17 protein-coding genes are annotated in these 14038 nt (G+C 34.3%); all 17 read right to left on the bottom strand.

Going from position 1 to position 14038, the window contains the following annotated elements; genetic code table 11:
- Positions 1-42: 42 nt before the first annotated feature.
- A complete protein-coding gene (locus HM987_RS18705) occupies positions 43-360 on the bottom strand; it encodes an antibiotic biosynthesis monooxygenase family protein (RefSeq protein ID WP_179009515.1) in 318 nt (105 codons plus the stop codon).
- Between the two features lie 314 nt (positions 361-674).
- Positions 675-1694, bottom strand: a complete 1020-nt coding sequence (locus tag HM987_RS18700) for a sugar phosphate nucleotidyltransferase (protein WP_179009514.1) — start codon at positions 1692-1694, stop codon at positions 675-677.
- 429 nt (positions 1695-2123) lie between these two features.
- Complete coding sequence (dut, locus tag HM987_RS18695) at positions 2124-2558, bottom strand: dUTP diphosphatase (RefSeq protein WP_179009513.1); 435 nt, start codon at positions 2556-2558, stop codon at positions 2124-2126.
- Between the two features lie 117 nt (positions 2559-2675).
- Complete coding sequence (locus HM987_RS18690; RefSeq protein WP_179009512.1) at positions 2676-4133, bottom strand: oligosaccharide flippase family protein; 1458 nt, start codon at positions 4131-4133, stop codon at positions 2676-2678.
- Positions 4134-4251: 118 nt separating this feature from the next.
- Positions 4252-4779, bottom strand: coding sequence for a hypothetical protein (locus tag HM987_RS18685; protein ID WP_179009511.1), 528 nt, complete (start codon positions 4777-4779; stop codon positions 4252-4254).
- Between the two features lie 123 nt (positions 4780-4902).
- Positions 4903-6474, bottom strand: a complete 1572-nt coding sequence (locus tag HM987_RS18680) for a hypothetical protein (protein WP_179009510.1) — start codon at positions 6472-6474, stop codon at positions 4903-4905.
- 144 nt (positions 6475-6618) lie between these two features.
- Complete coding sequence (locus HM987_RS18675) at positions 6619-6984, bottom strand: hypothetical protein (protein WP_179009509.1); 366 nt, start codon at positions 6982-6984, stop codon at positions 6619-6621.
- Between the two features lie 177 nt (positions 6985-7161).
- The gene (atpG, locus tag HM987_RS18670) at positions 7162-8022 is read right to left on the bottom strand and encodes an ATP synthase F1 subunit gamma (protein WP_179009508.1); all 861 of its coding nucleotides are present in this window, start codon (positions 8020-8022) and stop codon (positions 7162-7164) included.
- A 105-nt stretch (positions 8023-8127) separates the two neighbouring features.
- On the bottom strand, positions 8128-8463 hold the full coding sequence (locus tag HM987_RS18665; protein ID WP_179009507.1) for a four helix bundle protein: 336 nt from the start codon (positions 8461-8463) through the stop codon (positions 8128-8130).
- Positions 8464-8590: 127 nt separating this feature from the next.
- On the bottom strand, positions 8591-10171 hold the full coding sequence (atpA, locus tag HM987_RS18660) for a F0F1 ATP synthase subunit alpha (protein ID WP_179009506.1): 1581 nt from the start codon (positions 10169-10171) through the stop codon (positions 8591-8593).
- A 64-nt stretch (positions 10172-10235) separates the two neighbouring features.
- The gene (gene atpH / locus HM987_RS18655; protein ID WP_179009505.1) at positions 10236-10772 is read right to left on the bottom strand and encodes an ATP synthase F1 subunit delta; all 537 of its coding nucleotides are present in this window, start codon (positions 10770-10772) and stop codon (positions 10236-10238) included.
- A 49-nt stretch (positions 10773-10821) separates the two neighbouring features.
- The gene (locus tag HM987_RS18650) at positions 10822-11322 is read right to left on the bottom strand and encodes a F0F1 ATP synthase subunit B (RefSeq protein ID WP_179009504.1); all 501 of its coding nucleotides are present in this window, start codon (positions 11320-11322) and stop codon (positions 10822-10824) included.
- A gap of 96 nt (positions 11323-11418) precedes the next feature.
- Complete coding sequence (gene atpE / locus HM987_RS18645) at positions 11419-11619, bottom strand: ATP synthase F0 subunit C (RefSeq protein WP_092465958.1); 201 nt, start codon at positions 11617-11619, stop codon at positions 11419-11421.
- A gap of 39 nt (positions 11620-11658) precedes the next feature.
- Positions 11659-12837, bottom strand: a complete 1179-nt coding sequence (gene atpB / locus HM987_RS18640; protein ID WP_179009503.1) for a F0F1 ATP synthase subunit A — start codon at positions 12835-12837, stop codon at positions 11659-11661.
- A gap of 89 nt (positions 12838-12926) precedes the next feature.
- Positions 12927-13283 (bottom strand): DUF6168 family protein, encoded by a 357-nt coding sequence (locus HM987_RS19760; protein ID WP_370622880.1) that lies wholly within the window; start codon positions 13281-13283, stop codon positions 12927-12929.
- 28 nt (positions 13284-13311) lie between these two features.
- Positions 13312-13533, bottom strand: coding sequence for an AtpZ/AtpI family protein (locus HM987_RS18635; RefSeq protein WP_179009502.1), 222 nt, complete (start codon positions 13531-13533; stop codon positions 13312-13314).
- Entirely contained in the window at positions 13517-13960 is a 444-nt protein-coding gene (locus HM987_RS18630) for a bactofilin family protein (protein WP_179009501.1), read from the bottom strand. Before HM987_RS18630 ends, HM987_RS18635 begins: the two co-directional genes overlap by 17 nt.
- Positions 13961-14038 lie beyond the last annotated feature (78 nt).

Here is a 14038-nt window from a genome sequence, read left to right as displayed (position 1 = left end):
ATATGTTGTCCTTCTGGGACAAAAACTTAAAGCCTCTAATGATCACATTTTGCTTTGTTCTTGCTTTAACAAGTCTTCAATCACTTCAAACTTTTCTAATACTTCAAATTTTTTATAAGTAGCTTTCATTCTATTTCTAAAATGATCGGCTTCTTCTGGTAAATTTCCACCAGCATTATCAAAAGTAGTTTTATCAGGCCATTGTGCGTAAGCAAAGAAATTTAGTGCATCTTTTTTATGCAATCTAGACCCTAAACTTCCTTCGTATTTGTAAATCAATGAGGTTAATGCTTTCCAAGCTTCAATAAAGTTTTCTTCTTGATTGGGTTTAATTTTAATGCCGTACAATACGATATACATGTTTAGTTCAATTTATTTTTCTCACTTAACAACCGTGTAATTTTTTAATTTCAAAAGTTATTCCAAAAAATAATTTATCTGACTCCTTTTTTCATCCCAGAGGTATTGTATAGGGGTTGAAAACTATTTGTTCTCATTTTTAGATGTGCCTTTTAAATACATTATATGCCGTTCTTAAAGGTGCTTTACATCACTTTTTTTCTTGATTAAAGTTTGTTTTAAATTGATGGAACAAAAATAAGCTGCTGTATGAAAAATAGGTTCACAGATTAATTTGGGTTATGCTTCATGAGATTCCTGCTTTCGCAGCAATTTTATTCCATAACGGTATAATCACCAATGCTAATCTTTGTGAACTCACCATTGTATTTCACGTGATTACCAATCATAGCTTCGTCTAAAGTAGCATTTTTAATAGTTGTTTGATTCTGAATTAAGCTATTTTTAACGGTTGAGTTCTCAATTACACAGTCTTTTCCGATAGACACATAAGGTCCAACTGTTGTATTTTTCAAAATCGTTCCTTTTCCTATAAAACAAGGCTCAATAACTGTTGAGTTTTCTAAAACGACAGATTCTTCAATTAATTGTTCTTCGTTATCTGAAGTTAAAAATCCTAACATTTTTGCATTCGTTTCTAAAGTAACGGCTTTATTTCCGCAGTCCATCCACTCATCCACAGTTCCTGTTTTGAAAATTCTTCCATCAGCCATCATGCGTTTAATACCATCATTGATCTGGTATTCGCCGCCATTCATTATGTTTTCGTCTAAAATCTCTTGTAATTTTTCCTTTAAAACCGCTACATCCTTAAAATAATAGATTCCGATCACAGCTTGGTCACTTACAAAAGTTTCTGGCTTTTCTACCAATTCAACAATGTTTTCATCGGCATTCAATTTTACAACGCCATAAGCTTCAGGATTCGCAACACATTTGGTCCAAATAACACTATCAGCTGTTGGATCTAAATCGAATTCTGCTCTAATCAATGTATCCGCATAAGCAATTACGGCAGGTCCGGAAAGCGATGCTTTGGCACTCATAATCGCATGGCCAGTTCCTAAAGGTTGATCCTGTCTGTAAATGGACGCTTTGGCTCCTAAGCCTTCAGCGAGTTCGGTTAAACTCTCCACAACCTCCTCTCCAAAAAAAGCAGGATCACCCAAAACAAAAGCGATCTCTTCAATGGGTTGTTTTAAAACTTTAGCGATATCCTTAACTAAACGATGGACTATCGGTTGTCCTGCAACAGGGATTAATGGTTTTGGTACGGTTAAACTGTGTGGTCTTAGGCGAGAGCCTCTGCCTGCCATTGGTACTATTATTTTCATATCCTATCCTAAATCCTTTCCATAGGAAAGGACTTTTTTATTTTAATTAAACTATGTTTTAAACTATTTTATGATTTTTTCAACCTATTATTTACTTTTTGGGTTTATACCTACAAGGTTTTCAAAACCTTGCAGGAAATTTAATTCATGTCTGCTAAAGCAGGTATCTTTTAGACTATACTTTTTTCCCTTGATAACAGGAATTTTTTATTAATTCAACTTATCAAACTCTTCAAAATAAACTAACTTATGGCAATTATACTTTGCAGTAAATGATTTAGGATAAAACTTAACTTATATTATTTTACGCTTTCTTCAATAGTATCTGTTACTTCGATAAATTACTACGTTTGGCTTGTTTGCCTTTATATAAACATACCAATGTTACATGCTTATTTATTCTGGGATTCCCGCATTTGCAAGAATTGGTCATCTAACTCCTGTACTCCCAAAACCACCTTCTCCTCTGTCTGTTTCAGAAAGCTCTGTTGAATCTACCCATTCTGCGCGCTCATGTTTTGCAATCACTAATTGTGCAATTCGCTCACCATTATTTATGGTAAAGTCTTCGTTAGAAAGATTGACCAAAATAACACCTATTTCGCCTCTGTAATCTGCGTCAATGGTTCCTGGTGCGTTCAAAACTGTAACTCCCATTTTAGCAGCCAATCCGCTTCTTGGCCTTACCTGTGCTTCAATTCCAACAGGTAATTCTATGAATAAGCCTGTTCCAACAATAGTTCTTTCTAAAGGTTTAAGGACTCTAGATTCAGTTATACTTGCGCGTAAATCCATGCCAGCAGATGCCATGGTTTCGTAATGCGGTAAATCGTGCCTGGATTTGTTTATTATTTTTATTTTCATTCCCATCTTACGTCTTCCCATACTTCGACTGCGCTCAGCACAAACTGGGAAGTGACTTTTTAATTATGTTTTAATTTTTATAAAGGTGCTTCGACTGTGTTCAGCAGGTCAACACCATTACCTTTTCAATATTTGTTTTAATTCCTTCTTTTCGAGTAAAATAACTAAGCCCAAAAATACAATTATCATTACAATTCCGAGAATATAATGTTCTCGATATCTATAGAAAAACACAAATGAAAAAAGAATAGATACCATAAGGTATAAGCCTATTTTCTTTAAGTTATATGGAATAGGATAGTATTTTCGTCCATAATAAAACGATATCAACATCATCACAGAATAGGCCGAAAGCGTTGCTATTGCCGAACCTTTAAAGCCAATAATTGGAATTAGAACATAATTCAACACTAAGGTTACGATGGCACCAAATATGGAAATATAAGCACCAAACTTAGTGCGATCCGTAATTTTGTACCAAACCGAAAGGTTTTGATAAATCCCTAAGCAAAAATTCGCCAAAAGTATGAAAGGCACGATCCACATGGCTTCGTAATACGCTTCACTTAAAATAATGTAAGGTTTCAATAGGTCTGCAAAAACAACCACTACTAAAAGAATGACGGAACCAAAGGCTATAAAGTATTCTAAAATTTTCGCATAGTTTTTCTGAGGATTTTCGGTTTTAGAGTGACTGAAAAAGTAAGGTTCTATGCCTAAACGAAAGGCGGTTGCAAATAAGGTCATAAATAAAGCCAATTTATAGCATGCTGAATACATTCCTATCTGTTCATCTGCGACATTCGCTGGTAAAAGATGTTCTAATAATATACGATCGAAAGTTTCATTAACAGAATAAGCGATTCCGGCAACAAGCACAGGCATAGTGTATCGCATCATTTTTTTCCATAAAACGGAATCGAAATTGAACTTAATTTTTGCGTAGAATGGGAGCAATAAAACTAAAGTTAGTCCACTTGCCACTAAATTAGAAATGAATATGTAACTGATTTGATAATTTGGAATATAGAAATTGTTGAAAAATGAATTGCTTTCCGCTAAACCCTCTAAATATAACAAGAGGAATATATTGAGCCCAAGGTTAACCGCAACGTTAAATATTTTAATAATGGCATAGCGCATTGGTCTTGCTGTAGCCCGTAACCAGGCAAATGGTATAATAACCAACGCATCTAAAAGTAGAATAACAAAGACTAAATTGAGATACTTAAGGTCTATATGTATTGCTGTTGAAATCTGATACCTAAACAGGAAAGCAATACCTAATAAAGCAAATGAACTTACAGTTAATGAAATAGCCGAAGTACTGGTTACATTTTCTTTATTGTCTTCTTTATTGAAAAACCTAAAAAAAGCGGTTTCCATGCCATAAGCCAAAACCACATTAAAAAGCACAAAATAAGCGAATATGAAAGACACTCGACCGTATTCCTCAACAGATAACACCTCTGGATTGGTATAAAGTGGTACCAAAATAAAACTCAACATTCTAGGCAATACTGTTGCTAAACCATAAATGAATGTTTGCTTAAAAAGTGATTTGAATCCGCTCAATCCTGATAATTATTTGAAATTCAAAAGTATTAAATATATATTGGTCTTTTATTAGATGAAGCAAAAAAAGCCTTGCTTAAACAGCAAGGCTTTCATAAGTTATTCAATAAAAGTACCTTTATTCCTCGTCGTCAACTGTAGCAACAACGGTAGAAGACTTTTTTTCATAAATTGATGGCGGTCCATTTTCATAATACGTCCCTGCAAATTCATTCACAGAGGTGATTTTTAAATATTTAGTTGTGCCACCTTCAATATAGCTCACAACACATTCATCATCTTTGAGCCTAAATGGGTAATCTGCTGGTGCTTCTGATTTTTTAAATGTGTAATTTTTAGAATCATTCTCCAGTATCGCAAAAAACTTTCCGTTTTTCTCATTTAGTTCACCCGTAAGATTTCTAAAATAAACTCGATCTATTTCAATGTCTTCAGACAAATTAGTTATTGGAATGAATATATTTATTCCTGTTCCACCAACTTTGATGCCTGCATACCATTCTTGAAAAGAAACGGTTTTAACTTTAAATGGTGCCTGTTCTTGTAATGCCGTTGCGGTTGTCATTTTTTGTGCAGCACATGGTAAAGCGGTACCAAAAATAGCTGCGAAAACTAAGACGTAAATTGCCTTTTTAAGTAGTTTCATGTTAATGTAGGTTAAGGTTTGGACGGGCAATATAGATAAAAAAAAGCAATTTTATCTATTAAAAACCTATTTTATCGATGAAATGCACTTTTACCTTAAGTATTATAGGTGAATTTATTCATACTAATCCTCTATAGAGGCAAGAATTGTTGATACGCTATTTTCACAAATAGAAGGTGGACCGTTTTCGTAATAAACACCTCGCTTTTCCTTCAACTCGGTTACTTTAATATATTTAGTTTCTGCATTTTCCACATAGCTAATTGCACATTCGCTATCAGCTAAATCAAAGGGGTAACCCTCATCTTTTTCAGACTTTTTAAAAGTATAATAAGGCGACTTGTTTTTTAAAGCCGCCGTATAGCGACCATAATTTTCATTTAAATTTCTGAAGTAAATACTATCTATTTTGATGTCGTCCTTTTTATTTACAATAGGTACAAAAACATTCATACCTGTACCACCTACTTTTATGCCAGCATACCATTCTTGAAATGCTATGGGTTTAACTTTAAACGCTGTCGTAGGTTTAAACTTTATGCATTCTAATTCCATACCTTCACGAGATACTACTATTGCTTCTTTTCTTCGCTTATAGGTAATAGGCGAACTTCCTTTCTCATCAATTTCTTCTTTTTTACTAACAGCTGTTCGCTTTGGCTCGTTAACTTTAACTTTTTCGACATAATTAGTCGCGCGTTCATTATTTGCTAGTGTATTTGGATACTCATCTACATCATCATTTGATGCAATTAATGTCGTTGCGGAATATTCGTAAATTGCAGGTGGTCCATTTTCGTAATACGTACCCGCTTTTTCACTCATATCAGTTACTTTTAAATATTTAATTTCACCATTTTCCACATAACTAATAGCACATTCATTATCACCCAATGTAAAAGGAAAATCTTTATCTTTTTCTGTCTTTTTAAAGGTATAATAAGGTGACTTGTTTTTTAAGACTGCTGTGTATTTCCCATAATTTTCAACGAGCTTAGCCTTGAGGTTTCTGAAATACACACTATCTATTTTAATATGCTCCTCTTTATTAACTATAGGTACAAAAACATTCAATCCCGTACCTCCTACTTTTATACCTGCGTACCATTCTTGATAAGAAATGGTTTTAACTTTAAATGTTTTAGTAGGTTGAAACTTTGGTTCAGGTTTTAAATTTAATTCTTCACCAGATACAATCATTGCTTCTCGCCTCCTTTGGTAGGCCAAAGGCGGGCCATCTTTGTAGTAAATGGCTTCCTTTTGAATTACATCGTTCAACTTTACATATTTAACCTCACCTTCTTCGACATAACTAATCGCACATTCATTGTTGGCTAAGATAAACGGATAGTCATTTTCCTTGTCTGATGTTTTTAAGGTATCGTCAAGTGAATTGTGCCTTAATACGGAAGTATATCTGCTATAGTTTCTAACCAACTGGCCTTTAAAGTTTCTGAAATAGACGCTATCTATTATTATATCATCGGCTAAATCAACAATAGGCACATAAACATTGATACCCGTATTTTCTTCATTATCGCCAGCATTCCATTCTTGAAAAGATATTGTTTTAACTTTAAATGGAATAGGTTTTTGTGATGATGTGGTAAATGCTCTTGAACTTGAACACTGGAAAGTGGACGAAGTTAAAACAGCTAAACCTATAAAGTAGGCTGCATTTCTTAATCGTTTCATAATAATGGAGGTTAAGATTTGGAAATGCAATGTAGATGAAAATGATAATAAATCTGTTAAATGTGCTTTTTATTCGACAAAAAGTATTTTAATGTAAGAAATATTGTATTTTTTTAACATTTGTGGGGCTACAAAAGTACTTTTTCATCTATTTGAGGAAGTGTGAGGATAGTTTAAAGGCTTGTGTTCCAAAATATTGGATATTTTGAAATAGTGCACTTTATCATGCTCTAGGTAGCTCACTACACATTCATCATCTTGTATTTGAAATGACCAGCTATGCGTTTTTACATTCGACTTGAAACGTCCAATATATAATAAACTACTATTAGGTTTGGGTTGAAGTTTTACTACTTGTCCACGAAAATATATACTATCTAAATTCTTTAGGGTATCTTTTGTCTCAATATAAAGGTTAATTCCGGATCCACCTTCTTTTGTTCCTGCGTTCCACTTTTGATAATAGACGGATTCAATTGCGAACGGTATTTCTGTTTCTAATTTTGGCATAGACTTACAGTAATAAAGCATCATGAATGACACAATTAATATTACAGATACTAAATTTTTAAATATTTTCATATTATAAATATAAGCTTTCGCAAAGTGATGCCACAAAAAAACCTAACTGGTTAAAGTTAGGTTTAAATATTTTGGGTTGAGATTCCTGCTTTCGCAGGCACTCTTTTAATTATTAAGTGCCTCAGCGCCACCAACAATCTCTAAGATTTCGTTAGTAATGGCTGCTTGTCTTGCTTTGTTATAAGTTAATTTCAATTGATCTCGTAATTCCGTTGCGTTATCTGTTGCTTTATGCATCGCTGTCATACGTGCTCCATGTTCAGAAGCAAAAGAATCCCTTATGCCTTTGTACAATTGTGTTTTTAATGCCTTAGGAATTAAAGCTTCAACAATCTCCTCTTTAGAAGGTTCAAAAATATAATCTGTATTAGAAACCACATCGCCTTCAACTGGCTTAATAGGTAAAAACTGTTCAGTAATTACAAGCTGAGTTGCTGCATTCTTGAAGTGGTTATAAACAATTTCGATTTTATCATACTCTCCCGACGTAAATTTGTCCATCAACATTTCCGCTATTTCAGCAACATTATCAAAAGTTAAATCGTCATAAAGGTCACTTTTATTAGCGATAACTTTATTCGTCTTTTTAAATGCATCATTAGCTTTCTTCCCGATTGCCAAATAAGATACTTCTTGATTTGCATAAGTAGTACCAGTAAGTCTATGAACTTCTTTTATAATATTAGAGTTAAAAGCACCTGCAAGGCCTCTGTTAGAGGTAATAGCAACGATTAAAACGTTCTTCACTTCTCTTTGTACGGCATATTTGCTTCCAGAATCTTCATCTAAAGTGGCGCTTAAACTCTGAAGTAATTCAGTTAACTTAGTAGAGTATGGACGCATGGCAGTAATAGCATCCTGGGCTTTCTTTAACTTGGCAGCAGATACCATTTTCATGGCACTTGTAATCTGCATCGTTGAAGATACCGATGATATTCTGTTTCTAATTTCCTTTAAATTCGCCATAATGATAGTTATGAGTTATGAGTGTTGAGTTATGAGTTCAATGTCATTTAACATCAATCTTCATAATTGAACAGTCAACTTATATTCATATATTTTTATGCAGCGTTAAGAGTTTTTTATTATTGCGACCAAAATCCGTATTAACTCTTCACACTTATTCATCATTTCTTCTGGAACTTCTCTTCCGGTTGCTTCAAGAATCTCTAACCAATATTTGGTTTCATCTGCTTCTTTTAGGGCAATACCAAACTTATTTTTAAAATCCTTAGTGCTAACACCTCTTTGCGCTTCTCTGGTGTTTGCACCAATACTAGTTCCGCTCTTTAATAATTGGGAAGCCAGTTCAAAATCCTTGTTTTCCTTCAATTTATCTGTAAAATGAACAATCTCGCAAGCAAATAGAAAACTCTTTACTCTAATCGGACTGTTATTTAAAGACATCTTTTTTAGTTCAAATTATGAGTTTTGTGTTTTTACTATTCAAATTTAAACACACATTTTATTCCGAGTGAAAAGTTAAGAGTGAGCAACTCTGAACTGATAACTCTGAACTCATAACTATTTTTTACTAATTTCTATATTTTCCAGAAAGATCCTTGGCTACACTCGTTAACGTATCAATTACCTCATCGGTTAATTTACCCGCTTTAAGTGTATCTAAGGTATCTCTATGCTTTGCGTTTAAGAACTCCAAATAGTCTCTCTCAAATTCCTTCACTTTCTCTACAGGAACATCTTTTAATAAGTTCTTAGAACCTGCGTAGATAATCGCTACCTGATCTTCAACCCTGAAAGGATCATTTTGAGCTTGCTTCAAGATTTCAACGTTACGCTTACCTTTGTTGATTACGTTTAACGTCACCGCATCTAAATCTGAACCAAACTTCGCAAATGCTTCCAATTCACGGAATTGTGCTTGATCTAATTTTAATGTACCAGATACCTTCTTCATGGATTTAATCTGTGCATTACCACCAACACGTGACACCGAAATACCAACGTTAATCGCTGGACGAACACCAGAGTTAAATAAATCTCCATCTAAGAAAATCTGACCATCCGTAATCGAAATTACGTTAGTTGGAATATATGCCGATACGTCACCCGCTTGTGTTTCAATGATTGGTAATGCCGTTAATGAACCACCACCTTTTACTAAAGGTTTTAGAACCTCTGGTAAATCGTTCATTTCTTTAGCGATAGAATCATCGTTAATAACTTTAGCAGAACGTTCTAATAATCTTGAGTGTAAGTAGAATACATCACCAGGATATGCCTCACGTCCTGGAGGACGTCTTAATAATAAGGACACCTCACGGTACGCCACAGCTTGTTTTGATAAATCATCAAATACAATTAAAGCCGGACGACCTGTATCTCTAAAATATTCGCCAATAGATGCGCCAGTAAATGGTGCATAAACTTGCATTGCAGCAGGATCTGATGCATTTGCAGCAACTATAGTCGTGTAAGCTAAAGCACCTCTTTCTTCTAAAGTTTTAGCAATTAATGCCACTGTTGAAGCCTTTTGACCTACAGCAACATATATACAATACACAGGCTCACCTGCATCGTAAAATTCTTTTTGATTTAAGATGGTATCAATACAAACTGCTGTTTTACCAGTTTGACGGTCACCAATAACCAACTCACGCTGCCCTCTACCAACTGGAATCATGGCATCAATCGCCTTAATACCTGTTTGTAATGGCTCAGTTACTGGCTCTCTATAGATAACACCTGGTGCTTTACGCTCTAAAGGCATTTCATAAGTTTCACCAGCGATTGGTCCTTTACCATCAATAGGATTACCTAAAGTATCTACCACACGTCCAACAATACCTTCTCCTACTTTCACAGAGGCGATTCGTGCTGTACGTTTTACGGTAGAACCTTCTTTAACTCCTACTGAAGTCCCTAAAAGTACAATACCTACATTATCCTCTTCAAGGTTAAGTACTATTCCTTCTGCACCACCATCGAATTCCACTAATTCACCATATTGCACATTAGCTAATCCGTAAGCACGTACAATACCATCACCTACAGTTAATACTGTTCCTACTTCGTCTAATGAAGCACTTGCTTCAAAACCTGAAAGTTGTTGTTTTAAGATTGCTGATATTTCAGCTGGTTTTACTTCTGCCATCTTTATTTAGATATTAGACGTTAGACGCTCACTTCGACCAAGCTCAGTGACCAAACTACCGTTTTTAATTTAATGTAAATTCTCTTTTTAGTTTATCGAGTTTATTAGAGATACTCGCATTATACTGAATATCACCAACTCTCAATATGAAACCACCTATAATGCTTTCATCTATAATATTTTCCAATTCTGCTTTTTTGCCTGTAAGTTCCTTTACTTTGGCCAAAACCTTTGCTTTTAAATCCTCAGTTAATGGTACTGCTGTGGTTACTTTTGCGATTTGTGAGTCCCTTAACCTATCGTATAACATTATATAACTTTCAGCTACGTCATTTAAAAGCTCCAGTCTTTTGTTTTTAATTAATGTGTCTATTAAATTAAAGGTTGCCACATTAGCATCCTTAAACACTTTTGAAAGTACCGCTTTTTTATCTGAAGCTCTAACCACAGGACTTTGAAGCATCTGATCTAAGTCCTCACTCTGAGCGATAGCACTAGTGATTGATTTCATATCACTATTTACCGCTTCAGCAGATTTATTATCTGTTGCTATGCTCAAAACTGCTTTAGCATATCGTATTGCCGCTCTAGATCCTGCCATATCCTATTCTAAATCCTTTTCAAAGGAAAGGACTTCTTTTTAATTAATTTTAGTTTAAAGTTGCTTCTCCTAACATAGACTCAACTAATTCTAGTTGCTCGCCTTTGTTGGATAATTCTTTGCGCACTACTTTTTCGGCAATCTCTAGAGATAAACCTGCAACGTGACTTTTTAATTCTGCCATGGCCGCTTTCTTTTCGCTTACAATTGCTTCTTGCGCCTGAGCAATCATTTTATTGGCTTGCGATTTTGCTTCTGCCTCTGCATCCGCAATCATTTTAGTTTTAAGTTCTCGTGCTTCTTTAAGCATCGCTTCCCTTTCTAATCGAGCCTCTTGCAATAACTTTTGGTTATCTGCTTGAAGATTTGCCAATTCACGCTTGGCTTTTTCAGCAGCGTCAAGTGCACCTTGGATTCCTTCTTCTCTTTCATTTAAAGAGTTTAGAATTGGTTTCCATGCAAACTTTACCATAAGTGCAATTAATGCCAGCAAAAGGATCGTTGACACTACAAATAAACCTGGTGAAAAATCGTTTAATAACTTATCCATAGTATTAAGTAATTAAGTGTTGTCTTTTTTTAATTTAAAAACACATCCTGCAACCAACCGTTACAGGATAGTGTTCTTGTAAATTTGATTTGGTTCTTATTTTCCTAAGAATAAAGCACCAAATGCTAAACCTTCCAAAAGTGCTGCAATAATAATCATCGCTGTTTGGATTTTTCCTGTTGCTTCTGGCTGACGTGCAATACCTTCCATTGCTTTTCCACCAATTTGACCAAGTCCAATACCTGCTCCGATTACGATTAAACCTGCTCCAATTAAATTGTAAGTTACTGGTTCCATAATAAATAAATTATATAGTTAAATTAAAAAAAACTCTTATTAAATAAAATCACCTCTTACGTCTTCCGCATCAGGGATTTCGTGACCCTTTGCATCATGCTCGTGATCGTGATCGTGTTCTGCCACAGCCATACCTATAAATAAAGCTGAAAGCATAGTAAAAATATACGCTTGTAAAAACGCTACCAATAACTCTATTAATAATATAAAAAATGACAATACAAATGATAAACCCGTTGCGCCCACCACGCCTAAAGACTCTTTTAAGGTAAACATAATGGCTATTAAACTCATCAGTACAATATGACCCGCAGAAATATTCGCAAACAAACGCACTAATAATGAAAATGGTTTAATGATTAAGGCGCCTGCTAATTCTATAATTGCTAAAACCGGACGAATTAAAATTGGTACGCCTGGCATCCAAAAAATGTGCATCCAGTAATCCTTGTTGCCACTTACGGTATAAATAATTAATGTGAAAATTGCTAAACATGCTGTTACTGCCAACTGACCAGTAACATTGAATCCTAGTGGTGTTAATCCTGCAAGATTTAAAATCCAGATAAAGAAAAACACGGTTAAAAGATAACCTGTAAATTTACGATAGTGCTTTTCACCAATATTTGGTCTAGAAATTTCATCTCTAACATAAAGAACCAAAGGCTCCAAAACACGACCAAAACCTGTTGGAATCTGTTTCTTTTTGTATTGACTAGCTAATCTAGTGAACCAAAACAACATTAATAGTCCTATAACCAGAATACCAAAAACACTTTTAGTAATTGAAAAATCCAAAACTTTGTGAGCATTTGTAGCATGGTGGTCTGCATCAAAATTTACAGTGGTTGCCCCTTGCTCTAACTCATATATTTTAGAATGAATCTTTACGAATTTAAGACCTCCTTTTTCAACAATAACGCTTCCATCATCGTTATGGTGAAATTCTGAAGACATAAAAGTGACCAATCCATTACTTGTCCATAAAATAACAGGAAGCGGGAATCCTACATGTTTACGTACACCTGCATCATTCGTATAAGAAAATAATGAGAAATCATGAGAGTCTTGAATATGATGTAGAATATAGTCTTCTACTTCTTTTTTTGTATCTACTTGATCACCACCTTCAGTAGCAGATTTAGCATAAATAGATGTCGATAAGAACACTAAAACTAAAAATGCTAAAAATTTAAAACTTTGTTGAAATATCTTCATTGTTATAAAATCAAAAAAACCACTCTTTTCAAATTCGGTGCAAAAGTACGTAATTTATTAAAATAACAATGCGTTTTTATGCTTATTATTTAGACCTCGATTTTCCTTATGATTTTAACGATAAAATACACCTCCAGCCCTAAGAACAAGAATAATGGGATTATAAGATTTAAGCGCTCAGTTGTAGATAAAACGTCTAAATTGAAAACTGAAGATTTAAACATTATAAAAAACAATATCCCCTTAATAAATAGGGTGGGCAAATAAATAAAACCTAATTGTGGCTGAAGATTTTTTATAGTAGAAAAGAATTTTAGATGCACGCAAATAATTAAAGATGCAACAGCAAAGAACAAATTAGTATCCCAAAGGTTGAAGCGAATTATGGCATTTGAATAGTTTAGAAAATAGTCTTGGAAAAAATGGACGATTAAAAATAACACCATAAACGATATGATATAGGCCATTAATGATTTAATCATCTTCTTTCGATACTTTGATAACTTGAGAAATCACCAAATACATAGATACAAAAACAGACAGAAGCGTAATTGTGGTTTCCCAAAAATCCTTGTCGTATTTGGTATCTAGCCATTGCCCCAAATAATTGCCAAGAAAAATTGTTCCGCCCATCTGAAACGCTACAGCAGTGAACCTTATAAACTTGCTAGGCCCTTCTTTATTTGCTTTGGACACTTTGTTGGGTTGCTGATGAGGCCAATTCTGGTTTGCTTGGCTCGTTCGATAATGATTTTACAGTACCTTTCATGCTACATGTTGCGTTGAAAGTTGCACCCGGTTCTACAGCCAACTTACTAATGTGTACTTCACCTTCAATATGAGCTGTGGATTTTAAAGATAAGGTGCCAGATAAAATAAGCTTTCCTGAAAATTTACCTTCAAAATCAGCATTTTCACCTTGTAAAGTCCCTTTTATAAAACCCGACTTACCGACAACTATCTTACCTGATGTTTTAACATTACCTTCAACAGTTCCGTCAATTCTAAAAGGGCCTTGACTGGCAATGTCACCTACAATTTTAGTGCCTTGTGCTATTATATTTTGCTGAGTCGTTGTTTCCATGGTTGCTTGTTTTGGTTTTTTGTTGTCTGAGGAAAACATGATGATTTGGTTTTTAAATTATATCTAATACTTCAAAATAACGGATAAAAGTTGAATCATTTCAAAATTTATTTGGTT

It is taken from the genome of Winogradskyella forsetii (assembly GCF_013394595.1).
Lineage (GTDB): Bacteria > Bacteroidota > Bacteroidia > Flavobacteriales > Flavobacteriaceae > Winogradskyella > Winogradskyella forsetii.
Note: the sequence above shows the minus strand (reverse complement) of the source record. Positions and strands in the feature narration are given on the sequence as shown.

Excerpts from the sequence above, each read along its gene's own strand:
- HM987_RS18705 (WP_179009515.1), bottom strand. The coding sequence starts at position 360 with ATGTATATCGTATTGTACGGCATTAAAATTAAACCCAATCAAGAAGAA.
- HM987_RS18700 (WP_179009514.1), bottom strand. The coding sequence starts at position 1,694 with ATGAAAATAATAGTACCAATGGCAGGCAGAGGCTCTCGCCTAAGACCA.
- dut (WP_179009513.1), bottom strand. The coding sequence starts at position 2,558 with ATGAAAATAAAAATAATAAACAAATCCAGGCACGATTTACCGCATTAC.
- HM987_RS18685 (WP_179009511.1), bottom strand. The coding sequence starts at position 4,779 with ATGAAACTACTTAAAAAGGCAATTTACGTCTTAGTTTTCGCAGCTATT.
- HM987_RS18680 (WP_179009510.1), bottom strand. The coding sequence starts at position 6,474 with ATGAAACGATTAAGAAATGCAGCCTACTTTATAGGTTTAGCTGTTTTA.
- HM987_RS18675 (WP_179009509.1), bottom strand. The coding sequence starts at position 6,984 with ATGCCAAAATTAGAAACAGAAATACCGTTCGCAATTGAATCCGTCTAT.
- atpG (WP_179009508.1), bottom strand. The coding sequence starts at position 8,022 with ATGGCGAATTTAAAGGAAATTAGAAACAGAATATCATCGGTATCTTCA.
- HM987_RS18665 (WP_179009507.1), bottom strand. The coding sequence starts at position 8,463 with ATGTCTTTAAATAACAGTCCGATTAGAGTAAAGAGTTTTCTATTTGCT.
- atpA (WP_179009506.1), bottom strand. The coding sequence starts at position 10,171 with ATGGCAGAAGTAAAACCAGCTGAAATATCAGCAATCTTAAAACAACAA.
- atpH (WP_179009505.1), bottom strand. The coding sequence starts at position 10,772 with ATGGCAGGATCTAGAGCGGCAATACGATATGCTAAAGCAGTTTTGAGC.
- HM987_RS18650 (WP_179009504.1), bottom strand. The coding sequence starts at position 11,322 with ATGGATAAGTTATTAAACGATTTTTCACCAGGTTTATTTGTAGTGTCA.
- atpE (WP_092465958.1), bottom strand. The coding sequence starts at position 11,619 with ATGGAACCAGTAACTTACAATTTAATTGGAGCAGGTTTAATCGTAATC.
- atpB (WP_179009503.1), bottom strand. The coding sequence starts at position 12,837 with ATGAAGATATTTCAACAAAGTTTTAAATTTTTAGCATTTTTAGTTTTA.
- HM987_RS19760 (WP_370622880.1), bottom strand. The coding sequence starts at position 13,283 with ATGGTGTTATTTTTAATCGTCCATTTTTTCCAAGACTATTTTCTAAAC.
- HM987_RS18630 (WP_179009501.1), bottom strand. The coding sequence starts at position 13,960 with ATGTTTTCCTCAGACAACAAAAAACCAAAACAAGCAACCATGGAAACA.